This is a genomic window from Mycobacterium sp. WMMD1722 (assembly GCF_049315205.1).
GTDB lineage: Bacteria > Actinomycetota > Actinomycetes > Mycobacteriales > Mycobacteriaceae > Mycobacterium.
Map to the genome: position 1 here is coordinate 5,294,730 of NZ_CP186056.1, position 26,446 is coordinate 5,321,175.

The 26,446-nt window shown below is 69.1% G+C and carries 25 protein-coding genes; 18 read left to right on the forward strand and 7 right to left on the reverse strand.

Annotation, left to right across the window (positions count from 1 at the left end):
- Positions 1-20: 20 nt before the first annotated feature.
- Positions 21-1,625 (reverse strand): adenylate/guanylate cyclase domain-containing protein, encoded by a 1,605-nt coding sequence (locus tag ACN27E_RS25655; protein ID WP_422745835.1) that lies wholly within the window; start codon positions 1,623-1,625, stop codon positions 21-23.
- 49 nt (positions 1,626-1,674) lie between these two features.
- On the opposite strand from ACN27E_RS25655, the gene nucS reads away from it, so the two are divergent.
- The gene (gene nucS, locus ACN27E_RS25660) at positions 1,675-2,346 is read left to right on the forward strand and encodes an endonuclease NucS (protein ID WP_422745836.1); all 672 of its coding nucleotides are present in this window, start codon (positions 1,675-1,677) and stop codon (positions 2,344-2,346) included.
- Between the two features lie 17 nt (positions 2,347-2,363).
- Positions 2,364-2,660, forward strand: a complete 297-nt coding sequence (locus ACN27E_RS25665; protein WP_422745838.1) for a hypothetical protein — start codon at positions 2,364-2,366, stop codon at positions 2,658-2,660.
- Between the two features lie 17 nt (positions 2,661-2,677).
- On the opposite strand, the gene mce is transcribed toward ACN27E_RS25665, so the two are convergent.
- The gene (gene mce / locus ACN27E_RS25670; protein WP_422745840.1) at positions 2,678-3,151 is read right to left on the reverse strand and encodes a methylmalonyl-CoA epimerase; all 474 of its coding nucleotides are present in this window, start codon (positions 3,149-3,151) and stop codon (positions 2,678-2,680) included.
- 90 nt (positions 3,152-3,241) lie between these two features.
- Here mce and ACN27E_RS25675 point away from each other — a divergent pair, with 90 nt between their 5' ends.
- The 3 genes from ACN27E_RS25675 to ACN27E_RS25685 all read left to right on the forward strand — a co-directional run bounded on the left by ACN27E_RS25675 (position 3,242) and on the right by ACN27E_RS25685 (position 5,785).
- Positions 3,242-4,432 carry an acetyl-CoA C-acetyltransferase gene (locus tag ACN27E_RS25675; RefSeq protein ID WP_422745841.1) on the forward strand — a complete coding sequence of 397 codons (1,191 nt, stop codon included), beginning with the start codon at positions 3,242-3,244 and terminating at the stop codon, positions 4,430-4,432.
- Positions 4,433-4,494: 62 nt separating this feature from the next.
- A complete protein-coding gene (locus ACN27E_RS25680; RefSeq protein WP_422745843.1) occupies positions 4,495-4,869 on the forward strand; it encodes a DUF3817 domain-containing protein in 375 nt (124 codons plus the stop codon).
- Positions 4,870-4,882: 13 nt separating this feature from the next.
- Positions 4,883-5,785 carry a tetratricopeptide repeat protein gene (locus ACN27E_RS25685; protein ID WP_422745844.1) on the forward strand — a complete coding sequence of 301 codons (903 nt, stop codon included), beginning with the start codon at positions 4,883-4,885 and terminating at the stop codon, positions 5,783-5,785.
- A gap of 22 nt (positions 5,786-5,807) precedes the next feature.
- Here the strand turns inward: ACN27E_RS25685 and glgB are convergent, their stop codons facing one another.
- Positions 5,808-8,069, reverse strand: coding sequence for a 1,4-alpha-glucan branching protein GlgB (gene glgB, locus ACN27E_RS25690; protein WP_422745846.1), 2,262 nt, complete (start codon positions 8,067-8,069; stop codon positions 5,808-5,810).
- Positions 8,070-8,074: 5 nt separating this feature from the next.
- A complete protein-coding gene (locus ACN27E_RS25695; protein WP_422745848.1) occupies positions 8,075-10,159 on the reverse strand; it encodes an alpha-1,4-glucan--maltose-1-phosphate maltosyltransferase in 2,085 nt (694 codons plus the stop codon).
- A gap of 252 nt (positions 10,160-10,411) precedes the next feature.
- Here ACN27E_RS25695 and glgP point away from each other — a divergent pair, with 252 nt between their 5' ends.
- The 3 genes from glgP to ACN27E_RS25710 all read left to right on the forward strand — a co-directional run bounded on the left by glgP (position 10,412) and on the right by ACN27E_RS25710 (position 14,751).
- A complete protein-coding gene (gene glgP, locus ACN27E_RS25700) occupies positions 10,412-13,060 on the forward strand; it encodes an alpha-glucan family phosphorylase (protein WP_422745849.1) in 2,649 nt (882 codons plus the stop codon).
- Complete coding sequence (locus tag ACN27E_RS25705) at positions 13,057-13,905, forward strand: virginiamycin B lyase family protein (protein ID WP_422745850.1); 849 nt, start codon at positions 13,057-13,059, stop codon at positions 13,903-13,905. Before glgP ends, ACN27E_RS25705 begins: the two co-directional genes overlap by 4 nt.
- A 144-nt stretch (positions 13,906-14,049) precedes the next feature.
- Positions 14,050-14,751 carry an MspA family porin gene (locus ACN27E_RS25710; RefSeq protein WP_422750129.1) on the forward strand — a complete coding sequence of 234 codons (702 nt, stop codon included), beginning with the start codon at positions 14,050-14,052 and terminating at the stop codon, positions 14,749-14,751.
- Between the two features lie 7 nt (positions 14,752-14,758).
- Here the strand turns inward: ACN27E_RS25710 and ACN27E_RS25715 are convergent, their stop codons facing one another.
- The 3 genes from ACN27E_RS25715 to ACN27E_RS25725 form a co-directional block, all read right to left on the reverse strand.
- The gene (locus ACN27E_RS25715) at positions 14,759-16,207 is read right to left on the reverse strand and encodes a neutral zinc metallopeptidase (RefSeq protein WP_422745852.1); all 1,449 of its coding nucleotides are present in this window, start codon (positions 16,205-16,207) and stop codon (positions 14,759-14,761) included.
- Positions 16,208-16,277: 70 nt separating this feature from the next.
- The gene (locus tag ACN27E_RS25720; protein WP_422750131.1) at positions 16,278-18,263 is read right to left on the reverse strand and encodes an ATP-dependent DNA helicase; all 1,986 of its coding nucleotides are present in this window, start codon (positions 18,261-18,263) and stop codon (positions 16,278-16,280) included.
- Positions 18,260-19,594 (reverse strand): nicotinate phosphoribosyltransferase, encoded by a 1,335-nt coding sequence (locus tag ACN27E_RS25725; protein WP_422745853.1) that lies wholly within the window; start codon positions 19,592-19,594, stop codon positions 18,260-18,262. Before ACN27E_RS25725 ends, ACN27E_RS25720 begins: the two co-directional genes overlap by 4 nt.
- A 44-nt stretch (positions 19,595-19,638) precedes the next feature.
- Between ACN27E_RS25725 and clpS the strand changes: the two genes are divergently transcribed.
- From clpS to rph, 10 genes are all read left to right on the forward strand, one after another.
- A complete protein-coding gene (clpS, locus tag ACN27E_RS25730) occupies positions 19,639-19,941 on the forward strand; it encodes an ATP-dependent Clp protease adapter ClpS (protein ID WP_422745854.1) in 303 nt (100 codons plus the stop codon).
- 16 nt (positions 19,942-19,957) lie between these two features.
- The gene (locus ACN27E_RS25735; RefSeq protein WP_422745856.1) at positions 19,958-20,539 is read left to right on the forward strand and encodes a DUF2017 domain-containing protein; all 582 of its coding nucleotides are present in this window, start codon (positions 19,958-19,960) and stop codon (positions 20,537-20,539) included.
- Positions 20,540-20,553: 14 nt separating this feature from the next.
- A complete protein-coding gene (locus tag ACN27E_RS25740) occupies positions 20,554-21,582 on the forward strand; it encodes a P1 family peptidase (RefSeq protein ID WP_422750133.1) in 1,029 nt (342 codons plus the stop codon).
- A 1-nt stretch (position 21,583) separates the two neighbouring features.
- On the forward strand, positions 21,584-21,997 hold the full coding sequence (locus ACN27E_RS25745) for a Mov34/MPN/PAD-1 family protein (RefSeq protein ID WP_422745857.1): 414 nt from the start codon (positions 21,584-21,586) through the stop codon (positions 21,995-21,997).
- 12 nt (positions 21,998-22,009) lie between these two features.
- Positions 22,010-22,282: a MoaD/ThiS family protein gene (locus tag ACN27E_RS25750; RefSeq protein WP_422745859.1), complete on the forward strand. Its 273-nt coding sequence runs from the start codon at positions 22,010-22,012 to the stop codon at positions 22,280-22,282.
- A 10-nt stretch (positions 22,283-22,292) separates the two neighbouring features.
- Positions 22,293-23,264, forward strand: a complete 972-nt coding sequence (locus ACN27E_RS25755; RefSeq protein ID WP_422745861.1) for a cysteine synthase — start codon at positions 22,293-22,295, stop codon at positions 23,262-23,264.
- On the forward strand, positions 23,255-23,950 hold the full coding sequence (locus ACN27E_RS25760; protein ID WP_422745863.1) for a rhomboid family intramembrane serine protease: 696 nt from the start codon (positions 23,255-23,257) through the stop codon (positions 23,948-23,950). The genes ACN27E_RS25755 and ACN27E_RS25760 overlap by 10 nt, the downstream gene beginning before the upstream one ends.
- Positions 23,947-24,789, forward strand: a complete 843-nt coding sequence (gene murI / locus ACN27E_RS25765; protein ID WP_422745864.1) for a glutamate racemase — start codon at positions 23,947-23,949, stop codon at positions 24,787-24,789. The genes ACN27E_RS25760 and murI overlap by 4 nt, the downstream gene beginning before the upstream one ends.
- Positions 24,790-24,863: 74 nt before the next feature.
- A complete protein-coding gene (locus tag ACN27E_RS25770) occupies positions 24,864-25,637 on the forward strand; it encodes a cyclic nucleotide-degrading phosphodiesterase (RefSeq protein ID WP_422745866.1) in 774 nt (257 codons plus the stop codon).
- Positions 25,638-25,658: 21 nt separating this feature from the next.
- A complete protein-coding gene (rph, locus tag ACN27E_RS25775; RefSeq protein ID WP_422745868.1) occupies positions 25,659-26,441 on the forward strand; it encodes a ribonuclease PH in 783 nt (260 codons plus the stop codon).
- The last annotated feature ends 5 nt before the right edge of the window (positions 26,442-26,446 follow it).

Here is a 26,446-nt window from a genome sequence, read left to right on the forward strand (position 1 = left end):
GGGCTGTGACGTGGACCGCGTCAGACCGGCAGCGCCAGCCGGGTCGGCTCATCATGGCCCCGCAGTGTGACGGTGTCCCCGAGCGTCCAGTTCGCCCGCTCGCTCTCGGTCGCGTTGTCGACCGTCTCGAACGAGGCGACCAATCGGTCGGGCGCGGTCTTGGCGAGCTCGCACAACCGAGCCGCCTCGTTGACCGGCTCGCCGATGACGGTGTACTCGAAACGTTCCTTCGCGCCGACATTTCCGGCGACCACGGTCCCGGCCGCGACTCCGATGCCGGCTTTGCACTCGGGCACCTCGTCGGCCAGTCGCGCGGCGATCGCCCGCGCGGCGGCCAGCGCCTCGTCCTCGGCGTTGTCGAGTGCGACGGGCGCCCCGAACACGGCGAGCACGGCATCTCCCTCGAATTTGTTGACCAGGCCGTGATGACGGTCGACCTCGTCGACGATCACCGCGAAGAACCGGTTGAGGAGTTCGACGATCTCCGCGGCCGGCCGGCTCGTGACCATCTGGGTCGAGCCGATGATGTCGACGAAGATCACTGCGGCATGGCGCTCTTCGCCGCCGAGCTCGACCTGTTGCTGCTCGGCGGCCAAGGCGACCTCACGGCCGACGTGCCGGCCGAACAGATCCCGTACCCGTTCGCGCTCCCGCAGACCGTGCACCATCGAGTTGAATCCGCGCTGCAGTTCGCCCAATTCGGTGCCGTCGAAAACCACCAGCTCGCAATCGAAGTCGCCGCGTTCGACGTTCTTCAGCGCGGACCGCACCACCCGCACCGGGGTGGCGATCAGCCAGGACAGCAACCACATCAGGACCATGCCGAACACCAGGGCCACGATCGCGATGATCATCACCGCCACGCCGAACTGGGTGGCGCTGAGATTCTGCAGGGACAGTGAGAACACCGCGAGTAGCAGGATGCCCAGCACCGGCACCCCGGAGCCGAGCAGCCACACCGTCATCGTGCGGCCCATCACGCCTTGGGACAACCGGCGCGGTGGCCGCCCGGCCTCCAGTGCCTGCGCCGCGACGGGTCGTAGGGCGAACTCGGTGATCAGATAGCACGCGGTCGCGACCACGATGCCGGGGAAGCCGACGGCGAACAGGAACCGCGGGATGAACGCCGAGTCGTGCAGACCGTAGAGAACCGTCAGGAGCACCGTGCCGATGCCCCAGAGCAACAGCGCCTGCTTGGCCACCCGCCAGGGCGCCAGGAACACGTTGTGCTGATCGGCTCGGGTGGGGGTGCGCTCCTCGATGGACCAGCGCAACGAGTTCACCGTCCGCGACGTGATCCACGCGGTGCCGAAGAGCAGCGCGAGCAGCATGTAAGCGGGCACGACGGCCCAGGTGAGCCATGCGGGTGCATCGGTGAACACGCTGGGCACCGGGATGGCCACGGCGTTGAGCAGTAGCGAGACGCCGATGCCCAACAGGTTCGTGAAGATCAGGAAGAACGTGAGGATGACCTGGATGCGAATGCGCCGGCGGCGCTGATCCTCGTCGGGTCTGCCCAGCAGCCAGGAACCGTAGTCGGGAGTGTCGGGCAGCCGACCGCTCTGCCGCGTCACCCGTTCGAGGACACGGCCCAGTCGTTGCGGGACGCTCTTGGTGGCGTTCATGGTGACGTCAGCCTAGGGTGCGCCGGGCCCAGCGCCTATGGTTGTCCGGGTGCGCCTCGTGATCGCCCAGTGCACCGTCGACTATGTCGGCCGGCTGACCGCCCACCTGCCTTCGGCCCGGCGGCTGCTGCTGTTCAAAGCCGACGGGTCGGTGAGCGTGCATGCCGACGACCGCGCCTACAAGCCGCTCAACTGGATGAGCCCGCCCTGCTGGCTCAAAGAGGAATCCGGAGATCCGCATCCGATCTGGGTCGTCGAGAACAAGGCCGGCGAACAGCTGCGGATCACCGTCGAAGACGTCGAACACGACTCCAGCCACGAACTCGGCGTCGATCCCGGCCTGGTCAAGGACGGCGTCGAGGCGCACCTGCAGAAGCTGCTGGCCGAGCACGTCGAACTCCTGGGTGAGGGTTACACGCTGGTGCGACGCGAGTACATGACCCCCATCGGCCCGGTGGACCTGCTGTGTCGCGATGCGACCGGCGGTTCGGTGGCCGTGGAGATCAAGCGGCGCGGGGAGATCGATGGCGTCGAGCAGCTCACGCGGTATCTCGAACTGCTCAATCGGGACACCCTGCTGGCCCCCGTCAGTGGCGTGTTCGCCGCCCAGCAGATCAAGCCCCAGGCGCGCACGCTCGCTACTGATCGCGGAATCCGTTGTCTGACACTTGATTACGATCAGATGCGCGGAATGGACAGCAACGAGTTCCGGCTGTTCTGAGGACCTACACTGGGGTGATGCCCAGGCGCCGCCCCCAGCCGCGGCGGTCGCGTCCGCTGCCGCCGGCGTTCGCCGGGCGGCGTGTGGAGACCGGCCCGGATGGCTACGAATACGAGGTGCGGCCGATCGCGGGTGCGCGGGCGGTCAAGCTCTACCGCTGCCCGGGCTGTGATCATCAGATCGCGCTCGGCACACCGCATCTCGTGGTGTGGCCGGCCGACGGCGGGGACGCGGCCGCCGACGACCGCAGGCATTGGCACAGCCCGTGCTGGGCCCGCCGCGGCACCCGCGGTCCGACCAGGAAATGGTCCTGATGCGGTCCCGATGACGCCTAATGTGCCTCAGCGGCCGGTTCGACGAGTTCGATCAGCACGCCGCCACCGTCTTTGGGATGGATGAAGTTGATGCGTGAATTCGAGGTTCCGCGTCGCGGAGCGTCGTAGATCAGCCGCACGCCCTGCTCGCGCAGGCGGTCGCTGAGGGCCTCGATGTCGCTCACGCGGTAGGCGAACTGCTGCAGACCCGGCCCGCGCTTGTCGAGGAATTTCGCGATGGTCGATTCGTCGTCGATCGGCGCCATCAGCTGGATCTGGGTGCTGCCGACCGGCGCGCCGCGCACGGCCAGCATGGCCTCGCGGATGCCCTGCTCATCGTTGATCTCCTCGTGCAGGACGATCATCCCGAGGTGGTCGTGATACCACTTGATCGCGGCGTCGAGATCGGGCACCGCGATGCCGACGTGGTCGACGGCGGTCACCAGGGCGGTGGCCAGTACTGGACGGGCGTCAATTTGCTCGGCAGTCATATCGCAAAGGTAACCTAACGACATCGGTTCCGAAACGTCGGGAAATGGATAGCCGCCGCGGAGCCCCCCGAAACCCCCATGGAGGTAGTGATGGCAGCCAATGATTCGGTGTCGGTGATCGTTGCTGGCGCGCGCACGCCGGTCGGCAAACTGATGGGCTCGCTGAAGGATTTCTCGGGCAGCGATCTCGGTGCGATCGCCATCAAGGGCGCCCTCGAGAAGGCCGGGGTCGAGCCGTCGGCTGTCGAATACGTGATCATGGGCCAGGTGCTGACGGCCGGCGCGGGCCAGATGCCGGCCCGTCAGGCTGCCGTCGCCGCCGGGATCCCCTGGGACGTGCCGGCGCTGACCATCAACAAGATGTGCCTGTCCGGCATCGATGCCATCGCCCTGGCCGACCAGATGATCCGCGCCGGTGAATTCGACGTGGTGGTGGCCGGTGGTCAGGAATCGATGACCCAGGCGCCCCACCTGCTGATCGGCAGCCGTGCCGGCTACAAGTACGGCGACGTGACTGCCGTGGACCACACGGCCTACGACGGGCTGCACGACGTCTTCACCGATCAGCCGATGGGTGCGCTGACCGAACAGCGCAACGACGAGGACCGCTTCACCCGCGCTGAACAGGACGAGTACGCCGCGCAGTCCCACCAGCGCGCGGCCGCCGCGTGGAAGGACGGGGTCTTCGCCGACGAGGTCGTCCCGGTGTCCATCCCGCAGCGCAAAGGGGACCCGCTCGAATTTGCCGAGGACGAGGGGATCCGGGCCAACACCACCGCCGACTCATTGGCCGGCCTCAAGCCCGCGTTCCGCAAGGACGGCACGATCACCGCGGGTTCGGCCTCCCAGATCTCCGACGGCGCTTGTGCGGTCGTCGTGATGCGCAAAGCCAAGGCCGAGGAACTGGGCCTGGACTGGCTCTGTGAGATCGGCGCGCACGGCGTGGTGGCCGGACCGGACTCCACCCTGCAATCGCAGCCGGCCAACGCCGTCAAGAAGGCCGTCGCCCGCGAGGGCATCAGCGTCGATCAGCTCGACGTGATCGAACTCAACGAGGCCTTCGCGGCGGTGGCCCTGGCTTCGACCAGGGAGCTGGGCGTCGATCCGGACAAGGTCAACGTCAACGGCGGTGCGATCGCCATCGGCCATCCGATCGGGATGTCGGGTGCGCGCGTCGCGCTGCACGCGGCACTCGAGCTCAAGCGCCGCGGCTCCGGATACGCCGTGGCCGCGTTGTGTGGGGCCGGCGGCCAGGGCGACGCGTTGATCCTGCGCCGCTGACGGCGCCACCGCCTCTACGACGGCCCGTAGTAATCGGGCGGGTCTTCAGGCACAATGGCGCCATGACTGGCGCTTTCGATCTCCGCAGCCGGGGCGGTTGGCTCCGACTCGTCGGCCTCCTCGAGGCGGTCAGCTGGGTGGGCCTGCTGACCGGTATGTACTTCAAATATCTCGGCAGCCCGCGCACCGAGGTAGGGGTGAAGGTCTTCGGGCCGATCCACGGCGGGGTCTTCGTGGCGTTCGTCGTGGTGGCGATCGTCGCGGGGATCGGGTTCGCCTGGGGGATCGGAACGTGGTTGCTGGCTTTGCTCGCGAGCATCGTCCCCCTGGGTACTGTGATCTTCCTCATATGGGCCGACAAGACGGGGCGGGCGGGCCGTCACGGGGCCGCGCCGCTGGTCGCTCGGCCGGGACGGACGGCCACCGAAACGACGTGACAGACTTGCCTCTGTGACACGTCCACGTCCTTCGATCGGGCCCGCGCTGGCCGGCGCCGTTGATCTGTCAGCTCTCAAACAGCGACCCGCGGCAGAGGCCGCCGACTCCGCTGCCGCCCCGGGCGGACCCGGCGGTGTCGAGGTCACCGAAGCCAACCTCGAAGCCGAGGTCCTGGTCCGCTCCACCCAGGTTCCGGTGGTGGTGCTGCTCTGGACACCTCGCAGCGACGCCAGCGTCGAACTGGGGCAGACGCTGGCCGATCTGGTCACCGCCGATCGCGGTAAGTGGTCTCTGGCGACGGTCAACGTCGACACCACCCCGCGCGTCGCGCAGATGTTCGGGGTGCAGGCCGTCCCGACCGTCGTCGCCCTGGCCGGCGGGCAGCCGATCTCCAGCTTCCAGGGGCCGCAACCGGCCGATCAGCTGCGCCGCTGGATCGACTCGCTGCTCGAGGCCACCGCGGGCAAGCTGGCCGGCGGACCGGACACCGGCGAACCAGAAGAGATCGATCCCGAGGTCGCCCGGGCGCGCGAGCTGCTCGACGACGGCGAGTTCGACGCCGCGCTGGCGGCCTATCAGGCGATTCTCGACGGCCAGCCCAACCATGCCGAAGCCAAGGGTGCGGTCCGGCAGATCGCCTTCCTGCAGCGTGCGACGACCCATCGCCCGGATGCCGTGGCCGCCGCCGATGCCGCCCCGGGCGATATCGATGCGGCGTTCGCCGCGGCCGACGTCGAGATCTTGCAACAGCAGGTCCACGCGGCCTTCGACCGGCTGATCGGGCTCGTCAAGCGGACCGCGGGCGACGAGCGCACGAGGGTGCGGACCCGGCTGATCGAGCTATTCGAGCTGTTCGATCCGGCCGACCCCGAGGTGATCGCCGGCCGCCGCAACCTCGCGAACGCGCTCTACTGACCCGCGGCGCCGCCGCCCCCCGCTACGACAGCGGGGGGTCGGTCGCCGGTTCCAGCTCGACCGCCGCGTCCTCGGACACCGGCTCGAACCACAGGGCCGACAGCGGCGGCAGCACCATCGCGGCCGATGCCGGGCGGCCATGCCAGGGCTCGTCGGTGGCGTACACCGCGCCGTAGTTGCCCGCGCCACCGCCGTTGTAGGACGTCGCGTCGGTATTGAGCACCTCACGCCACGTGCCGGCATGCGGCAGACCCAGCCGGTAGTGGCTGTGCTCGGCTCCAGAGAAATTGAACACGCAGGCCATGACCGAGCCGTCGTCGCCATAGCGCAGGAAACTCAACACGTTGTTCGAGGAATCATTTGCGTCGATCCAGGAGTACCCCTGGGGGCTGGTGTCCTGCGACCACAGGGCACGCCGACCCTGGTAGATCTGGTTCATATCGGAGACCATCCGCAGAATGCCCCCGGAGAAGCTGTTCTCGTCGAGCTGATACCAGTCGACCCCGCGCTCCTCGGACCATTCCGCGCGCTGGCCGAACTCCTGGCCCTGGAACAGCAGCTGCTTACCGGGATGCGCCCACTGATAGGCCAGCAGCTGACGCACCCCCGCCGCTTTGCGGTGGTCGTCGCCGGGCATGCGCCCCCACAGCGTGCCCTTGCCGTGCACCACCTCGTCGTGACTGATCGGCAGGACGTAGTTCTCGCTGTAGGCGTAGAGCATCGAGAACGTCATCTCGTGGTGGTGGAAACTGCGGTGGATCGGGTCGCGCTGGATGAACGCCAGCGTGTCGTTCATCCAGCCCATGTTCCACTTCATCGAGAAGCCCAGGCCGCCGAGGTTCGTCGGGCGGGTGACACCCGGCCAGGACGTCGACTCCTCGGCGACGGTGACGATGCCGGGCACGGCCTTGTGCACGGTGGCGTTCATCTCCTGCAGGAACTGAACGGCCTCCAGGTTCTCGCGGCCACCGTAGATGTTGGGCGTCCACCCGCCCTCGGGGCGTGAGTAGTCCAGGTAGAGCATCGATGCGACGGCGTCCACGCGCAGGCCGTCGACGTGGAACTCCTGCAGCCAGTACAGCGCGTTGGCGACCAGGAAGTTGCGCACCTCGGCCCGACCGAAGTCGAAGACGTACGTGCCCCAGTCGAGTTGCTCGCCGCGGCGCGGGTCGGCGTGCTCGTAGAGTGCGGTGCCGTCGAATCGTCCGAGCGCCCACGCGTCCTTGGGGAAGTGGGCGGGAACCCAGTCCACGATCACCCCGACGCCGGCCTGGTGCAGCCGGTCGACCAGATAGCGGAAATCGTCCGGATTTCCCAGCCGCGATGTGGGCGCGTAGTAGGACGTGACCTGATAGCCCCACGATCCGCCGAACGGGTGCTCGGCCACCGGGAGCATCTCGACGTGGGTGAACCCGTTCTCCAGGACGTATTCGGTCAGCTGGTCGGCCAGTTCCCGGTACGACAGCCCGGGCCGCCACGACATCAGGTGCACCTCGAGGGTGGACATCGGCTCGAACACCGGGTTCTGCGCCGCGCGCTGGGCCATCCACGCGTCGTCGGCCCAGCGGTAATCGCTGCGGGTGACCCGAGACGCCGTTTGCGGCGGCACCTCGGTGGCGAACGCCATGGGATCGGCGCGCTCGGTGATCTGCCCGTCGGCGCCGTGGATGCGGAACTTGTAGAGGCCCTCCATCGGGAAGTCCGGCCAGAACACCTCCCACACCCCGGTCGAGCCGAGCACCCGCATCTGTGCCTCGGTGCCGTCCCAGTGGTTGAAGTCGCCGATCAGGCTGACGCCCTTGGCGTTGGGCGCCCACACTGCGAACGAAACCCCGCTCACCTCGCCGTCGGGGGTGGTGTAGGTCCGTGGGTGCGCCCCGAGGACCTCCCACAGCCGCTCATGCCGCCCCTCGGAGAACAGATGGAGGTCGACTTCGCCCAGGGTGGGCAGGAAGCGGTAGGCGTCGGCAGTACGGTGCACGTGCGGCTGGTCCCCGCCGTGGTCATAGCTGATCTCGAGCCGGTAGTCGGCAAGATCGGTGAACGGGAGCGCCACGGCGAACAGACCGGACTCGAGGTGGGTGAACACGTGACGGTCCCCGCCGACGACCGCGACCACCTCGGTGGCGTGCGGTCGATAGGCGCGGATGACGGTGTGATCGTCGTATTCGTGAGCGCCCAGGATCGAGTGCGGATCGTGATGCTCCCCGGCCAGCAGCCGGTTGAGGTCGGCGGTGTGCGGTCGCAGATTCGGGCTGGTGGTCTGCTTGGTCGAATTGGTCATGCGTGTCACTCCCTACGCAGTAGGTTGAGCCGTTGGTCGGCCGGGATCTGGGGCATGTTCAGCACGTGCGCGACCGCCCTCGAGGGTTCGATGCGCACATAGTTCGACTGGCCCCACTGGTATTCCTCCCCGGTGATCTCGTCGCGCACCCAAAAGCGGTCATAGGGCTCCATGCCCAATGCGCCCATGTCCAACCACAACGTGGCCTCTTCGGGCCCGAACGGGTTGAGCGTCACCACCACCAGCACCTGATCGCCGGTGACCGGGTCGAATTTGCTGTACGCCAGGATGGCGTCGTTGTCGGGGTAGTGGAACGTGATGGTGCGCAACTCGTGCAACGCGGGATGGACTCGGCGGATCTCGTTGAGGCGGGTGATGAACGGCTCGAGCGATTCGCCGTCGGCCAGCGCGGCGTCGAAGTCGCGCGGGCGCAGTTCGTACTTCTCGGAGTTGAGGTACTCCTCGCTGCCCTCCCGCACCGCGCGGTGTTCGAAGAGCTCATACCCGGAGTACACCCCCCAGATCGGGCTCATCGTCGACGCCAGCACCGCCCGGATCGCGAACATGCCCGGACCGCCGTGCTGCAGGCTCTCGTGCAGGATGTCCGGCGTGTTGACGAAGAGGTTGGGCCGGGCGTAGTCGGCGTGCTCGGCGATCTGCTGGCCGAACTCGGTGAGCTCGCTCTTCGAGGTGCGCCACGTGAAGTACGTGTAGGACTGCGTGTAACCCAGCTTGGCCAGCCCGTAGAGCCGAGCGGGCCGGGTGAATGCCTCGGCCAGGAACAGCACGTCGGGTTCCTCGTTCTTGACCTGGCCGATCAGCCACGCCCAGAAGTTCGGCGGCTTGGTGTGCGGGTTGTCGACGCGGAATACCTTCACCCCGTGGGAGATCCAGAACCGCACCACCCGCAGCACCTCTTCGTACAACCCCGCCGGGTCGTTGTCGAAGTTCAGTGGATAGATGTCCTGGTACTTCTTCGGCGGATTCTCCGCATAGGCGATGGTCCCGTCGGGCAGGACGGTGAACCATTCCGGGTGATCCCGGGCCCACGGATGGTCCGGTGCGCATTGCAGCGCCAGGTCGAGCGCCACCTCCAAACCTTCGCTGCGGGCGGCGGCCACGAACTCGTCGAAGTCTTCGATCGTGCCCAGGTCGGGATGCACGGCATCATGGCCGCCCTCGTCGCTGCCGATCGCCCATGGTGAACCCACGTCGCCGGGGGCGGCGGTGACGGAGTTGTTGCGTCCCTTCCGGTGCACCTTTCCGATCGGGTGGATCGGCGGCAGATACACCACGTCGAACCCCATCCGCGCGACTCGCGGGAGCGCCTTGGTGGCCGTGGCGAACGTGCCGTGCACGGGATTGCCGCTGGCGTCCCACCCGCCGGTCGAACGCGGGAAGAACTCGTACCACGAGCCGAACCGGGCCAACGGACGATCGACCCAGATGCCGTACTGGTCACCACGGGTGATCAGTTCACGCAGCGGATACTGCTCGAGCAGTTCGGTGACATCGGGTGCCAGCGCGGCCGCCGCGCGGGTGAACGGGTCACCGGGCCGGCTGAGTTGTTCGGCAGCCTCGATCAGCGGATAGCGGTCCTGGCGCGGCACGCCCGCGGCGGCACGTTCGAGGAGCTTGGCGCCCACCAGCAGGTCGTTGTCGAGCTCGGATTCGCCCTGGCCGGCGTCGAGCTTGGCGTTGATGGCCTTGCGCCAGGTCGCGATCGGGTCTCCCCAGCCGTCCACCCGGTACGTCCACAACCCCACCGCATCCGGGACGAACTGACCGTGGAAGACGTCGGGTGTGCGGCCCTGTGACATCGGCAGCGCCTGAGGCCGCTTGCGCGGCGCCGGTGCGATGACGTCCTCGATGGGAACCGGGGGCGTCTTCACCCGGCCGGCCGGGTCGTCGGCCAACTGCGGGTACGCCGTCCCGTGATAGCGCACCACCAAGGTCGCCGACACGGCGTCGTGGCCCTCGCGCCACACCGTGGCGCTGACCGGCACCACCTCACCGGTCACTGCCTTCGCCGGGTACTTTCCGCCTGATACGACGGGCTGGACGTCATCGATGCCGATACGACCGGCCACCACCACTCCTTAGATCGGCGCAGCCACGAGCGTCGTTGCGCGCGGCCCCTGAATCGGGTGCACTGTCGGTTGGAACCCGCTGTTCCGGCTGCATTCACCGAACTGCCGCGGGAAGCTCTTCCATCCTCTCCCGCGGCCTATACCCACACCAGCGTCCGGCCCAACCACCGAAGGCCGACCGATTCGTGGCCGAGGCGACCGGCTGGCCGGAGCGGCCTGCGCCGAGCCGAGAAGTCAGTAAGGTAAATCCGCGTGAAAGCACTGCGCCGGTTCACCGTCCGCGCCCATCTACCCGACCGGCTCGCCGCCCTCGAGCGGCTGTCGGTGAACCTGCGCTGGTCGTGGGACAAACCGACTCAGGATCTCTTCGCCGACATCGACCCCGCCCTGTGGCAACGGCTCGGCTGCGATCCGGTGGCGCTGCTCGGCGGCGTCACCCCGGCCCGGCTCGACCAGCTGGCCGGCGACGAGGGTTTCCTGCGGCGGCTCGACGCGCTGGCCTCGGATCTCGACAACTATCTGACCCGCCCGCTCTGGTACCAGCAGCAGATCGCCGATGGCGTGCAGCTGCCCAACGGCATCGCCTATTTCTCCATGGAGTTCGGGGTGGCCGAGGTGCTGCCGAACTATTCCGGTGGCCTGGGCATCCTGGCCGGCGACCACCTGAAGTCCGCCTCGGACCTGGGCCTACCGCTCATCGCGGTCGGGCTGCACTACCGATCCGGATACTTCCGCCAGTCGCTGACCGCCGACGGCTGGCAGCACGAGAACTATCCGTCCCTGGATCCGCAGGGTCTGCCGCTGCGGCTGCTCACCGATGCCGCCGACCGGCCGGCGCTGATCGACCTCGACCTCGAGGACAGCCGGCTGTACGCCCGCGTGTGGATTGCGCAGGTCGGTCGGATTCCGTTGCTGCTGCTCGATTCGGACATCCCGGAGAACGAGCACGATCTGCGGGGCGTGACCGACCGGCTCTACGGCGGGGACCAGGAGCACCGCATCAAGCAGGAGATCCTGGCCGGTATCGGCGGCGTCCGGGCGATCCGCGCGTTCACCGAGATCGAGGGCAGGCCCGCTCCGGAGGTGTTCCACATGAACGAGGGCCACGCCGGCTTCCTCGGCGTGGAGCGCATCCGCGAACTGATCGACGCCGGCCTGGACTTCGACACCGCGCTGACGGTGGTGCGGTCCTCCACGGTGTTCACCACCCACACCCCGGTGCCGGCCGGTATCGACCGGTTCCCGGTGGAGATGGTCAAGAGGTACTTCGGTGATCAGGCCGGCGATCCGTCCGGTGACCCGGCCGACGAGCGCCCGCCCGCCGAGCCGCCGTCCGGGGGGGAATCCCGCCTGCTGCCCGGTGTGCCGCTCGACCGGATCGTGGCCTTCGGCGCCGAGGACGATCCTTCGAAATTCAACATGGCGCACATGGGGTTGCGGCTGGCGCAGCGGGCCAACGGCGTCTCCCTGCTGCACGGGCGGGTCAGCCGCGAGATGTTCAACGAACTGTGGCCGGGCTTCGACCCCGGTGAGGTGCCCATCGGATCGATCACCAACGGCGTGCACGGACCCACGTGGGCGGCCCCGCAGTGGCTCGAGCTCGGCCGCGAACTGCTCGGCAGCCAAGACCTGGCCTCGTTGACCGAACCGGAGACCTGGGAGCGGCTGCACGAGGTGGACCCGGGCCACATGTGGTGGATCCGGTCGCAGCTGCGCGGTCAGCTCGTCGACGACGTCCGTTCCCGGTTGCGGCGCAGCTGGCTGGAACGTGGCGCTTCCGATGCCGAATTGGGTTGGATCGCAACCGCTTTCGACCCCGGCGTGCTGACCATCGGCTTCGCCCGCCGAGTTCCGACCTACAAGCGGCTGACCCTGATGTTGCGCGACGCCGACCGGCTCTCCCGGTTGCTGCTCGACCCCGAACGTCCGGTCCAGCTGATCGTCGCGGGCAAATCGCATCCGGCCGACGACGGCGGTAAGGCGCTGATCCAGCAGGTGGTCCGGTTCGCCGACCGCCACGACGTCCGGCACCGCATCGCCTTCCTGCCGGACTACGACATGTCGATGGCGCGGCAGCTCTACTGGGGCTGCGACGTCTGGCTGAACAATCCGCTGCGCCCGCTCGAGGCCTGCGGCACGTCGGGGATGAAGAGCGCGCTCAACGGCGGTCTGAACCTGTCGATCCGCGACGGCTGGTGGGACGAGTGGTTCGACGGGGAGAACGGCTGGGAGATTCCCACCGCAGACGGGCTGGCCGACGAGGGGCGCCGCGACGACATCGAGGCCGCCGCCCTCTACGACCTGATCGAGCGGTCGGTGGCACCCAAGTTCTACGAGCGCGACGAACACGGGGTGCCGCTGCGGTGGGTGGAGATGGTCCGCCACACGCTCAAGGTGCTCGGGCCCAAGGTGCTGGCCTCGCGGATGGTCCGTGACTACACCGAGAAGTACTACGCGCCCGCGGCGCAGTCGCTGCGCCGCACGGTGGCGGAGGTCGACGGTGCCGCCTTCGGTGCGGCCGGTGAACTGGCGAGCTACCGGCGCCGGGTGGGCGAGGCATGGCCGAAGATCGAGATCACCGAGGTGGACAGCTCCGGATTGCCCGACACGCCGCTGCTCGGCTCGGAACTGACTCTGACGGCGACCGTGCAGCTGGCCGGCCTGCGCCCCGACGAGGTGTCGGTGCAGGCGGTGCTGGGCCGCGTCGACGACGGCGATTCATTGGTGGAGCCGACCACCATCCCGATGGTCCACACCGCGAGCTCCGACGGCGGCGTGGAGATCTTCGAGACGAGCACACCGTTGCCGGTGGCCGGGCCGGTCGGCTACACCGTGCGGGTGCTTCCGCATCACCGCCTGCTGGCCGCCGACAACGAATTGGGTCTGGTCACGCTGGCGTGAGCCGGTCGCAGACCATCGCGGTCGACGGCGGGCCCTACGCGCTGGCGGCGGGACTCGACGGCGCGATGTGGGTGACGCTGGTGCAGGCCGGCGCATTGGCCCGCATCGACGGTGACGGTTCGGTGGAGCGGATCCCGGTGGGGGACGGGTCGCGGCCGTCGCTGATCGCGCAGGGCGCCGACGGCGCGATGTGGTTCACCCGCAACGGCGACGACCGGATCGGCCGCGTCACCCCCTCGGGCGAGCTCGGCGAGTTCGCGCTGCCCGAGGGCGCTGCGCCCTACGGCATCTGCGCGGGCCCCGACGACGCACTGTGGTTCACCGAGACGGCCGCGGGCGCGGTTGGGCGCATCACCGTCGACGGTGAGGTCAGCAGGCACCCGGGGGTCGGCGACCTGCCGGCGATGATCACCCGCGGCCCCGACGATGCGCTGTGGTTCACCCTGAACCGGCGCAACGCGATCGGCCGTCTCCATCCGCGCGACGGGCTCACCGTGCGCGACCTGCCGCACCCGGACAGTGGGCCGGTGGGCATCGCGGCCAGCCATGACGACGCCGTGTGGTTCACCGAGATCACCGGGGGCCGGCTCGGGCGCATTCCGGTCGACGGCGCGCTGCAGGAGATGGACCTGCCCGGGCGGCCGCACGCGGTACTCGCCGACCCCGACGACGGCGTGTGGGTGACGCTGTGGGGCACCGACCAGATCGCCCGGGTGAGCAACGACGGCGATGTCGTCACCGTCGACTTACCCCCGGGCAGCGAACCGCATGGACTGGGCCTGGGGCCCGAGGGTGCGGTGTGGGTGGCGCTGGAGTCCGGGCATGCGCTGCGACTAGCGCACTGACGCCGGTGACGATTTACCGCACCTTGCCCGCAGGCGTCGACCCGCATTGTAGGTTCCTGGTCAGTCCGGCTGGTTTTCGCCGGTTCGTCCGGGGAAGGCACGGTCGTGAAAGTTCGGGCAACGCTGCGCCGCGGCGCGCTGGTGATGGTTCTGCTGGGTGTCCTCGGCGGCATCGACCCGGCGGTCGGATCGTCGCAACCCGATGCCGAACCCGCCGCCGCCGATCTGCCCGCACCCGAGGCGGCACCGCCGCCCGCCCCCGACGGCGCGGTCGTCTCGACCCCGCCGGCGACCATCGACACCCCGGACGGCTGGACGCTGACGCTGTCGGCCGAGGACGAGACGCAGACCGCGATTCCGCCGCTGACCACCGCACTGTCCTCGCGCGAATACGTCGTGGGCGGGACCTTCCGGGGCGCGCTGACCGGACCGGAGGATGTCGAGCCCCCGAGCGGCCAGATCGAGGTCGGCTACGAGATCGGCTGCGGCATCGACATGAGCACATCCAACGGTGTCGCGCTGACCGGAACCGTCGGCCTCAACCCGTCGCTGGGCGTGATCGGCACCGATGTCATCTCCCCGTTGCCCGACGGAATCCTGCCCGGCATCGGCGGAAACATCGGCGGCGGTATCACCGTCGGCCTCAAGCCCGGCTTGATCAACGTCGTACCGGTCAGCGAGAAGGAGTACACCGGCGCGCAGCCGTGGCTGATGGTGAGCAACTTCCGCGTCAAGATCGACGGTTGCGTCGGTCAGTCGTTCATCCGGTCGTACGCGTTGCTCACCCACGAGACCGACATGTCCGAGGCGGTGCTGGCCTGGTACGGCACCACCAAGATGATCTGAGGCCGGCTCACGGGAACCGGGTCAGACAGCGCTGTTGATCGCCGAGTACGCCGATCCGGAACGCGTCGATCCGGGCGAAGCCCGACGGCACCGAGTCGCCGTTGACATTGCTGGCCGCCAGGCCGTTGGTCAGGATGCCGGACACCGCTTCGTCGAGGTCGCCTGCGGTCAGCGCGATGGTGTTGCCGCCCGGCGTCGTGATGTCCTGCGACAGTTCGGTGGTCGCGACACCGGTCAGGCACGCGGTGCGCAGCGCCGCCTCCGCGGAGTCGAGTACCAACCCCTTCTCGTGCTGGACGGCCTGCAGATAGCGCGACATCAGCACCGAGTACGCGGTGTTGTCGCCCGCGGCCAGGCCGTCGCCGCCCGCGTCGTTCAGCGCACCCATCGCCTCCAGTTCGTCCAGATCGACGATGAGTGAATTGGTGTCGGGGCAGTAGGACACCGGCGGGCTGGGCCGGGCGTCCCGGCAGTCCTTCGCCGCGGCGGCGTCGAACACCAGCTTCGGCGGCGCGGCCGGGGAGAACACGACGTTCATCGCGTCGACGATGGACTGCACCGAGTCCTCGGTCACGGGCAGTTCGCCGGTCTGATCCTCCGGCAGCAGCACGGGTAGATCTCCGCGGCGCTGGCCGATCTCGCGCAGATCGATCGCCGCACACGACGCCACCCCGTCGGTGAAGCCGAATTGGAACGCCGACACCCGTTCGAACGCCGAGCCGTGTTCGTCGATACCCGCCATCGCGTCACCTTCGGTGAACAGCGGATCACGGAAGGCGATGACCGCGGCCAGCACGTCGTTGAGACCGTCGCCGGTGTTGAGGGTGAAGCGCGGCGATTCACCCTCGGCCACCCAGCGCATGTAGGCACCGGCAAAGCAGTCGGCCTGCTGCTCGTTCACCAGGATGGGGACATCCGGCGGGTTGAACCCGGCCTGATGCTGGATCGCATGACCGTATTCGTGGGCCAGCACCATCGCCACGCCCATGTCGCCATTGGCCGACCGCAGGGCCGGCAGCAGCTCGCCGCGATCCCAGCCGATCGTGTTGTCCGCGTCGCAGAAGCCGGCGTTGACCAGGTCGTAAGTGTCGCTCCCGCAGAAGTAGCCGTCGAACCCCTGCGAGTCCCAGGAAATCAGGGCGTCGACCGGACGGAAGTCGTGGCCGAACACCTGGGGGTAGGTGCCGGCCCAGAACGCCTCGACGTCACTGAGGGCCGAGGACGCGAGCCGGTCGATGTCACCGCCGTCGGTGTCCCGCACCTCGCGCGACGGCTTCTCGGCGTCCGGGCGCAGTCCGGTCGGCCCGTCGGTGGCCACCATGCCGGCGACCCGGAACGGATCGTCGAACACCGAGACCGGTCGGCCCGCCAAGGTGGTCGTGCAGGCCGTCGCGGAGAACACCGCCCACCCTGCCGCCACGGCGACGACCGTGCCCAGCAGCTGCCGTCGGCCCATCTGTTCCTCCCGAAAACATCGCCCGGCGGCTCGCCGTCGCGCTCTACGGTTCGCTCCGAGGATAGTGATCTCAGGTGTCGGCACGGAGGCGTTCGAGCGCGGCCAGCACCCGGCCGGTGTCGGTCGTGGCCCAGAACGGGGGCAGCGACGCCCGCAGATATCCGCCGTAGCGGGCGGTCGCCATCCGTGAGTCGAGGATCGCCACGACGCCGCGGTCGTCGGTGCGGCGCAGCAGCCGGCCCGCGCCCTGGGCCAGCAGCAGGGCTGCGTGCGATGCGGCCACCGCCATGAACCCGTTGCCGCCGTGCGCGGTGACCGCCCGCTGGCGTGCGGTCAGCAGCGGGTCGTCGGGCCGCGGGAACGGGATCCGGTCGATCAGCACCAGCGACAGCGACGGGCCGGGAACGTCGACGCCCTGCCACAGCGACAGCGTCCCGAACAGCGACACCTCCGGATCGTCGGCGAACCGCTGCACCAGCACCGACGTGGCGTCCTCACCCTGGCACAGCACCGGGGTGTCGAGCCGGTCGCGCATCACCTCGGCGGTCGCCTTGGCAGCCCGCATCGACGAGAACAGACCGAGGGTGCGCCCGCCGGCGGCGGTGATCAGCTCCTCGATCGCGGTGAGCTGTTCGGCAGAGCCGGTACTGTCGCGGCCCGGGGCCGGCAGATGCGCGGCGACGTAGAGAATTCCCGATTTGGCGTGCTCGAACGGCGATCCCACGTCGAGGCCGTGCCAGGTCGTTTCGGCCAGACCCCAGGCCCGGGCCATGGCGTCGAACGATCCGCCGACGGTCAGCGTCGCCGACGTGAGCACCGTCGTGGCGTGGTCGAACAGCCGGGTGCGCAGCAGGCCCGCCACCGACAGCGGCGCCACCCGCAGCACGGCCCTCGTCGCGCCCCGCACGTCTTCGTGGTCGAGCCACACCACGTCGGTGCGCTCCGGTATGGCCGGGACGAACGAATCGACCACCCGGGAGGCCGTGGCGCTGATGTCGGACAGCGCGGTGACGGCCTCGGCCCGCGCCGCGGCCGCTTTCGGATCGGTCGGCCGGGTGTCGATGGTCGTGCGGGCGCGATCGGCGGCGTCGCGCAGCGCCGTCAGATAGGTGGCGAGCTCGTCGTCGAGGCGATCGATGCGCCCGGGTGAGGAATCGTGCAGCGCCGACATCAGCGTGGCCGCGACCGCCTCGAGCCGTTGTGCGATCTCGGGATCCACCAGACGGGCGGCCCGCCGTTGGGCGACGCCCAGCGCGCTGGCCGACAATTCGGCGGTGGCCACCGAGGTCACCCGGTCGGCCAGTTCGTGCGCTTCGTCGACGACGACGACGGAATGTTCGGGCAGCACCGCGGCGTCGGAGAGCGCGTCGATGGCCAGCAGGGCGTGGTTGGTCACCACCACATCGGCGGCCCCGGCCCGGCCGCGCGCCTTCTCGGAGAAACAGTCGGCGCCGAAGGAGCACCGGGCCACCCCGATGCACTCGCGGGCCGACACGCTGACCTGACCCCATGACCGGTCGGCGACCCCGGGTTTGAGCTCGTCGCGATCACCGGTCTCGGTGTCCGACGCCCAGGCGGTGAGGCGTTGGACGTCGCGACCCAGCGCGGTGGCCGCGACCGCATCGAACAGCTCCTCCTGCGGACGGTCCGCCGGTTCGTCGGCGGCACCGGCGCTGCCGTTGTGGATCTTGTTGAGGCACAGATAGTTTCCGCGTCCCTTGAGCAGTGCGAATTCCGGACGGCGCGGGAGCACGGGCGCCAGGGCGTCGGCGAGGCGGGGCAGATCGCGGTCGACGAGTTGGCGCTGCAGCGCGATGGTCGCGGTCGACACCACCACCGGCTCCTCGGCGGCCAGGGCATGCGCGATCGCCGGGACGAGGTAGGCCAGCGATTTGCCGGTACCGGTGCCGGCCTGCACGGCCAGGTGTTCGCTGTCGTCGAAGGCGCGCGCGACGGCTTCGGCCATCTGCACCTGGCCCGGCCGTTCAGCGCCGCCGACCGCGGCGACGGCCGCGGCCAGCAGCTCGGCGACAGAGGCGGGACAGTCCTTCTTCACCACGTTCTGGGCGCGACCATCCGGGTCGGGATCGCCGGTTCACCACGCGAGAGCGCCAGCCCGTCCCAGGGCAGGCTCTTCAGACCCGCGGCGACACGTTCGCGCGCCGCGGTCAGATCCGGCGGGGCGACCGGTTCCCCCGCCCGGACCAGCGGGGTGATCAACGGCCGTGCGGACAGACCGGCCACGTCGGCGGGCGGGCGGCCGGCCGGGTACACGACCTCCTCGACCACGGTGCCCGACGCCCGCGCCAACCGGACCGCCTCCTTGTGGCCGCCGTGGCTCTCCTTGTGGCTGCTGCGTTTCTCCACCGGGATGCCGTCGACCTCGACCAGCTTGTAGACCATGCCCGCGGTCGGTGCGCCCGATCCGGTCACCACCGACGTCCCGACGCCGTAGCTGTCCACCGGTTCTGCGCGCAGGGCGGCGATCGCAAACTCGTCGAGGTCGCCGGAGACGACGATGCGGGTGTTCGTGGCGCCGAGCCCGTCGAGTTGGGCGCGCACCTGCCGGGCGAGCACACCGAGGTCACCGGAGTCGATGCGCACCGCGCCGAGCTGCGGACCTGCCACGTCGACGGCGTTGGCCACGCCGGCAGTGATGTCGTAGGTGTCGACCAGAAGCGTGGTCTGCGCACCCAGCGCGTCGACCTGGGCGCGGAACGCCGCCTTCTCCCACTCGGATGTTCTTCGCTCGAGGGGCTCATCACCAGGGCCAGGTGCCCGTGTGTACAGCAGCGTGAACGCGTGCGCGCTGGTGCCCAGGGCGGGCACGCCGTATCGGCGTTGCGCCTCTAGGTTCGACGTTCCGGCGAAGCCGGCCAGATAGGCGGCGCGGGCGGCGGCGACGGCGGCCTGCTCGTGGGTGCGGCGCGACCCCATCTCGATCATGGGTCGGCCCTCGGCCGCCGAGGCCATCCTCGCGGCGGCCGAGGCGATGGCGCTGTCGTGGTTGAACACCGACAGGGCCAGCGTCTCGAGGATCACGCATTCGGCGAAGGTGCCGTGCACCGACAGCAGGGGCGATCCGGGGAAGTACAACTCGCCTTCGGCGTAGCCGTCGATGTCTCCGCTGAATCGGTAGCCGGCCAGGTAGTCGCGGGTGGTCGCGTCCACGAAGTCCGACAGCGAGCTCAGCGCCGCGTCGTCGAACACGAAGTCACGCAGCGCATCGACGAAGCGCCCGGTGCCGGCGACCACGCCGTAGCGTCTGCCTTCGGGGAGTCGCCGGGCGAACACCTCGAACGAGGTGCGCCGCTGCGCGGTGCCGTCCCGCAGCGCGGCCGCCAGCATCGTCAGTTCGTACTTGTCGGTCAGCAGCGCGGCCGTCACAGGTGTCACCGTAGCCGTTGGCGGCGCCCCGGTATCCTGGCGACATGGTTACGCCGGCGAAGGCCCGCCCGGAAACCCACGAGGACCGCAGTGTGGAGACCGGGGAGGCCACCGACTCACCCTGGGTGACCATTGTCTGGGACGACCCGGTGAACCTGATGACCTATGTGACCTATGTGTTCCAGAAGCTGTTCGGGTACAGCGAGCCGCACGCCACGAAACTGATGATGCAGGTGCACACCGAGGGCAAGGCCGTGGTTTCCGCCGGCAGCCGCGAGTCCATGGAGATCGACGTCACCAAGCTGCATGCGGCCGGCCTGTGGGCCACCATGCAGCAGGATCGCTGACCGGCAGGGCGACGGAGTGCGCAAATGGAAGCGGGTGGAGACATCCCGGGGCGCCCGCCTGCGGTCGTCCGTCGAATCCCACGAGGCGGCGTTGCTGCGCAGTCTGGTGACGTCGCTGATCGCCATGCTGGAGGAACGTGAATCGTCCGCTCCGGCAGACGAACTCGAAGAGATCACCGGGATGCGCACCGGACATTCCAGTCCACCGCAAGACGCCACCATGAAACGCCTGTTGCCGGACTTCTACCGGACACAGACCGACCACCCGGCCGGTTCGGGAACCGCCGAGAGCCTCAACAGTGCCCTGCGCAGCCTGCACGAACCGGACATCATCGACGCCAAACGCGAGGCCGCGCAACGGGTTCTGGACACCGTGCCGGCCGGCGGGGGGAAGATCGAGCTCACCGAGGACGATGCGCACGCCTGGGCTGCGGCCGTCAACGACGTGCGGTTGGCGCTGGGCGCCATGCTCGACATCGGGGCGCACGGTCCCGATCGGTTGCCGCCCGAACATCCGATGGCCCACCATCTCGACGTCTACCAGTGGCTGACGGTGCTGCAGGAATACCTGGTGGTCGGCCTCATGGGTAAGCGGTGACCCACGAGATGACGATGGGCTCGATCACCGATATCGGCGGTATCCGGGTGGGCCAGCACCACCGCCTCGACCCGGACGCCGCACTGGGCTCCGGGTGGGCGACCGGCACCACCGTGGTGCTGACCCCGCCGGGCACCATCGGTGCGGTCGACGGCCGGGGTGGAGCTCCCGGGACGCGGGAGACCGATCTGCTCGAACCCAGCAATTCGGTGCGCCACGTCGACGCGATCGTGCTCACCGGCGGCAGTGCCTACGGCCTGGCCGCCGCGGACGGGGTGATGACCTGGCTCGAGGAGCAGGACCGGGGCGTCGCCCTGGACGGCGGTGTGGTGCCGATCGTCCCGTCGGCGGTGATCTTCGATCTGCCGGTCGGGGCGTGGTCCTGCCGCCCCACCGCCGAGTTCGGTTACCTGGCAGCGCAATCGGCGGGTGTCGACGTGGCGATCGGCTCGGTCGGGGCAGGGGCCGGCGCGCGGGCCGGGGTGCTCAAGGGCGGGGTGGGCACCGCCTCGACCGTCCTGGATTCCGGTGCGACCGTCGGTGCTCTGGTGGTGGTGAACTCGGCCGGAGAGGCGTTCGACACCACCACCGGGCTGCCGTGGATGGCCGAGCACATCGTCGAGTTCGGACTCACGGCGCCGCCCGCCGAGCAGGTCGCGTCCTACGCCGGCCGGCACGCCGAATTCGGACCGCTCAACACCACGATCGCGGTCGTCGCGACGGACGCGGTGCTGTCGAAGGCGGCGTGCCGCCGGGTCGCGGTCGCCGCCCACGACGGCCTGGCCCGCACGCTGCGGCCCTGTCACACCCCGCTGGACGGCGACACGGTGTTCGCGCTCGCGACCGGAGCCGTCGAGGTGCCCCCGGATCCGCAGACCCCGGCGTCGATGTCACCCGAGGTGCCGTTGGTCACCGCGATCGGGGCGGCCGCGGCGGACTGTCTGGCCCGGGCGGTACTCGTGGGTGTGCTCGGCGCGGGGCCGGCCGCCGGAATACCGACGTACCGCAGCCTGTTGCCCGGAGCGCTGGGAAAGGAGTCCTGACGTGTTGACAATCCGCGCTGACCTGGTCGACGCCATGGTCGCCCATGCGCGCGCCGACCACCCCGACGAGGCGTGCGGCATCATCGCCGGTCCGGAGGGATCCGACCGGCCCGAGCGGCACATCGCGATGCTCAACGCCGAACGGTCGCCGACGTTCTACCGCTTCGACTCGGGTGAACAGCTCAAAGTGTGGCGCGCCTTGGACGAGTCGGGCGATGCGCCCTTGGTCATCTACCACTCCCACACGGCGACCGAGGCGTATCCGAGCCGCACCGACATCTCCTACGCGTCCGAACCGGATGCCCACTACGTCCTGGTCTCCACCAGGGATCCCGAGGTCCACGAGTTGCGCAGTTACCGCATCGCCGACGGTGTGGTGACCGAGGAGCCCGTCAACATCGTGACCGAGTACTAGAAAGGCCGACCCATGGCTGTGACCGTTTCCATCCCGACCATCCTGCGCCCGCACACCGGCGGCGAGAAGCGGGTCAGCGCGACCGGCGCCACCCTCGGTGAGGTGATCACCGACCTGGAGAGCAACTACTCCGGGATCTCCGAACGGCTGGTCGACTCGGGCAAGCTGCACCGCTTCGTCAACGTCTACGTCAACGACGAGGATGTGCGGTTTTCCGGCGGCTTGGACACCGAGATCTCCGACGGCGACTCGGTCACCATCCTGCCCGCCGTCGCGGGCGGGTGAGTCGGGGGCGATGACGAGGCACGACTCCCTGCTGCAGGCGTTGGGCAACACCCCGCTCGTAGGGTTGCCGCGGATCTCCCCGCGCTGGGACGATGACGCCGACGGTCCGCACGTGCGGCTGTGGGCCAAGCTCGAGGACCGCAACCCGACCGGTTCCATCAAGGACCGGCCCGCGCTGCGGATGATCGAGCAGGCCGAACACGACGGGCTGCTCACACCGGGCGCCACCATCCTGGAACCGACATCCGGCAACACCGGGATCTCGCTGGCGATGGCCGCCCGGCTCAAGGGCTACCGGATGATCTGCGTGATGCCCGAGAACACCTCGGTCGAACGCACCCAGGTGCTGGCGCTCTACGGCGCGGAGATCATCTTCAGCCCGGCCGAGGGCGGCTCCAACACCGCCGTGGCGACCGCCAAACAGCTCGCGGCCGAACATCCCGACTGGGTGATGCTCTATCAGTACGGCAACCCGGCCAACGCCGATGCGCATTACTACGGCACGGGCCCCGAGCTGCTCGCCGACCTGCCGGAGATCACCCACTTCGTCGCCGGCCTGGGTACCACCGGCACCCTGATGGGGACCGGTCGGTTCCTGCGCGAGCAGGTGCCCGGCATCCAGATCGTGGCGGCCGAACCCCGCTACGGCGAAGGGGTCTACGCACTGCGCAACATCGACGAGGGGTTCATCCCGGAGCTGTACGACCCCGACGTCCTGACCACCCGTTACTCCGTCGGGTCATTCGACGCGATCCGCAGGACGCGCCAGATCGTCGAAGAGGAAGGCATCTTCGCCGGTATCTCGACCGGAGCCATCCTGCACGCGGCGCTCGGAATGGCGGCGAAAGCGGTCAAGGCCGGGGAGCGGGCCGATATCGCGTTCGTGGTCTGCGACGCCGGTTGGAAGTATCTGTCGACCGGCGCCTACGCCGGTAGCCTGGACGACGCGGAAGACGCGTTGGAAGGGCAGCTATGGGCGTGACCGGTCCGACCGGATATCCGGCCGGTTCGCCCGGCCGGCCCGCGGCCGGCAAGCGACCGGCGTGGGTGGTCGGCGGGGTCACCATCGTGAGCTTCGTCGCTCTGCTCTATGTGATCGAGCTGGTCGATTCCCTGACCGGACACCGCCTCGACGAGAACGGCATCCGCCCCCTGGAGACCGACGGACTGTGGGGCATCGTGGTCTCCCCGCTGCTGCACGCCAACTGGGAGCATCTGATCGCCAACACCGGTCCAGCGCTGGTCCTCGGGTTCCTCATGACCCTGGCCGGGATGGCGCGGTTCATCTACGCCACCGCGATCGTGTGGATCCTCGGCGGTCTGGGCACGTGGCTGATCGGCAACGTCGGTGCACCCAGCTATCGAGGCGTCCCGGTCGAGACCAACCACATCGGCGCATCGGGGCTGATCTTCGGATGGCTCACGTTCCTGCTGGTCTTCGGGTTCTTCACCCGCAAGGTGTGGGAGATCGTCGTCGGGGTCGTCGTCCTGTTCGTCTACGGTGGCATCCTGCTCGGCGTGTTACCGGGGACGCTCGGGGTGTCCTGGCAGGGCCACCTGTGCGGTGCGGTCGCCGGTGTCGTCGCCGCGTATCTGCTGTCCAGTCCGGAGCGCAAAGCGCGCGAACTCCGCCGGTCGCCCACTACGCCGCCGTACCTCACGTCGTGACCGACAACGCCGACGCCCGCCTGCTGCCGGTCGGGATCTTCGACTCCGGGGTGGGTGGGCTCACCGTGGCGCGCGCCGTCATCGACCAGCTCCCCGACGAGAACATCGTCTATGTCGGCGACACCGGCAACGGACCCTACGGTCCGCTGTCCATCTCGCAGATCCGCGCACACGCCCTGGCCATCGGTGACGACCTCGTCGAGCGCGGGGTCAAGGCGCTCGTCATCGCGTGTAACTCGGCCTCGGCGGCGTGTCTGCGCGATGCCCGCGAGCGCTACGCGCCGGTGCCCGTGGTGGAGGTCATCCTGCCCGCGGTGCGCCGCGCGGTCGCGGCCACGCGGACCGGGCGTGTCGGGGTGATCGGCACCGCCGCCACCATCGCTTCGGGGGCCTACCAGGATGCGTTCGCCGCCGCCCGCGACATCGAGGTGATGGGGGTGGCGTGCCCGCGCTTCGTCGACTTCGTCGAGCGCGGCGTCACCAGCGGGCGGCAGGTCCTCGGTCTGGCCGAGGGCTACCTCGAACCGCTGCAGCGGGCGGAGGTCGACACGTTGGTCCTCGGCTGCACCCACTATCCGATGCTGTCCGGACTGATCCAGCTGGCGATGGGCGATCACGTCACCCTGGTCTCCAGCGCCGAGGAGACGGCCAAGGATTTGCTGCGAGTGCTGACCGAGGGTGACCTGTTGCGGCCGCACCCGCAGGACCCCGGCGCCGAACCGCCGATCCGGCAGTTCGAGTCCACCGGCGATCCGGTCGCGTTCACCGCTCTCGCCGCGCGGTTCCTCGGGCCGAGTCTGGACGGGGTCCGGCCGGCGCGCCGTCACATCGACGCGTGAGCGTGACGCTTCGCTGAGATCCTGCGCGAAACGGCCGATGTTTTCGTCAACCGCCCGGTGGGCATGGCAAGCTAATGGGCGTGCGAATCACCGTTCTGGGGTGCTCCGGCAGCGTCGTCGGACCTGATTCGCCGGCGTCTGGATACCTCGTGACCGCACCGGACACTCCGCCGCTGGTACTCGACTTCGGCGGTGGCGTGCTGGGGGCGCTGCAGCGCCACGCCGACCCCAACGACGTCTCCGTGTTGCTCTCGCATCTGCATGCCGACCATTGCCTGGATCTGCCCGGGTTGTTCGTATGGCGGCGCTACCACCCGTCACCGGCGACCACGCGGGGCATCGTCTACGGACCGGCCAACACGTGGGCCCGTCTGGGCGCGGCCAGTTCACCGGAGGGCGGCGAGATCGACGACTTCTCCGACATCTTCGACGTCCGTAACTGGTCGGACAATCATGAGGTGCAGATCGGCGCGCTGTCGGTTCTGCCGCGGCTGGTCTGCCATCCGACCGAGTCCTATGGCATGCGGTTGACCGATCCCTCCGGCGCGACGTTCGTCTACTCCGGTGACACCGGTTTCTGCGATTCGCTGATCGAACTCGCCCGCGGCGCCGACGTCTTCTTGTGCGAAGCGTCGTGGACGCACTCCCCGGATCGCCCACCGAAGCTGCACCTGTCGGGCACCGAAGCCGGACGGGCGGCCGCCCGCGCCGGTGTCGGCGAACTGCTGCTGACCCATATTCCGCCGTGGACGTCGCGGGAGGATGTCATCAGCGAGGCCAAGGCGGAGTTCGACGGTCCGGTGCACGCCGTGGTGACCAACGAGTCCTTCGACGTCACCCGGCGTTAGGTCACCCGATAGGGTTGGGCGGTGTCCAGACGAGAAGACGGCCGCCTCGACGACGAGCTGCGGCCCGTGCGGATCACCCGGGGCTTCACCTCGCATCCGGCCGGGTCGGTCCTCGTGGAGTTCGGCCAGACCCGGGTGATGTGCACCGCCAGCGTGACCGAGGGCGTGCCGCGCTGGCGTAAGGGAACCGGGCTGGGCTGGTTGACCGCCGAATACGCCATGCTGCCCGCGGCCACCCATGACCGCTCGGACCGCGAATCGGTCAAAGGCCGGGTCGGTGGCCGCACCCAGGAGATCAGCCGGCTGATCGGGCGGTCACTGCGCGCGTGTATCGACCTGAATGCGTTGGGCGAGAACACCATCGCGATCGACTGCGACGTGCTGCAGGCGGACGGCGGCACCCGCACCGCGGCCATCACCGGGGCTTACGTGGCGCTGGCGGACGCGGTGACGTATCTCGCGGCCGCCGAGAAGCTCTCGGATCCGCGTCCGCTGTCCTGCGCGATCGCCGCGGTCAGCGTCGGCGTCGTCGACGGGCGGGTCCGCGTCGACCTGCCCTACTCCGAAGACTCCCGCGCGGAGGTCGACATGAACGTGGTGGCCACCGACACCGGCACGCTGGTGGAGATCCAGGGCACCGGCGAGGGTGCGACGTTCCCGCGGTCGACGCTCGACAAGCTGCTCGATCTCGCGATGTCGGCCAGCGAGCAGCTGTTCGCGATTCAGCGCGAGGCCCTCGAGGCGCCGTATCCCGGGGTGCTGCCCGAGCCGAAGACGCCGCCGAAGAAGGCTTTCGGAAGCTGACCGGC

Coding starts and splice junctions, on each gene's coding strand:
- ACN27E_RS25655 (WP_422745835.1), bottom strand. CDS start 1,625: ATGAACGCCACCAAGAGCGTCCCGCAACGACTGGGCCGTGTCCTCGAA.
- ACN27E_RS25665 (WP_422745838.1), top strand. CDS start 2,364: ATGCCCAGGCGCCGCCCCCAGCCGCGGCGGTCGCGTCCGCTGCCGCCG.
- mce (WP_422745840.1), bottom strand. CDS start 3,151: ATGACTGCCGAGCAAATTGACGCCCGTCCAGTACTGGCCACCGCCCTG.
- ACN27E_RS25675 (WP_422745841.1), top strand. CDS start 3,242: ATGGCAGCCAATGATTCGGTGTCGGTGATCGTTGCTGGCGCGCGCACG.
- ACN27E_RS25680 (WP_422745843.1), top strand. CDS start 4,495: ATGACTGGCGCTTTCGATCTCCGCAGCCGGGGCGGTTGGCTCCGACTC.
- glgB (WP_422745846.1), bottom strand. CDS start 8,069: ATGACCAATTCGACCAAGCAGACCACCAGCCCGAATCTGCGACCGCAC.
- ACN27E_RS25710 (WP_422750129.1), top strand. CDS start 14,050: ATGGTTCTGCTGGGTGTCCTCGGCGGCATCGACCCGGCGGTCGGATCG.
- ACN27E_RS25715 (WP_422745852.1), bottom strand. CDS start 16,207: ATGGGCCGACGGCAGCTGCTGGGCACGGTCGTCGCCGTGGCGGCAGGG.
- clpS (WP_422745854.1), top strand. CDS start 19,639: ATGGTTACGCCGGCGAAGGCCCGCCCGGAAACCCACGAGGACCGCAGT.
- ACN27E_RS25740 (WP_422750133.1), top strand. CDS start 20,554: ATGGGCTCGATCACCGATATCGGCGGTATCCGGGTGGGCCAGCACCAC.
- ACN27E_RS25750 (WP_422745859.1), top strand. CDS start 22,010: ATGGCTGTGACCGTTTCCATCCCGACCATCCTGCGCCCGCACACCGGC.
- ACN27E_RS25755 (WP_422745861.1), top strand. CDS start 22,293: ATGACGAGGCACGACTCCCTGCTGCAGGCGTTGGGCAACACCCCGCTC.
- ACN27E_RS25760 (WP_422745863.1), top strand. CDS start 23,255: ATGGGCGTGACCGGTCCGACCGGATATCCGGCCGGTTCGCCCGGCCGG.
- ACN27E_RS25770 (WP_422745866.1), top strand. CDS start 24,864: ATGGGCGTGCGAATCACCGTTCTGGGGTGCTCCGGCAGCGTCGTCGGA.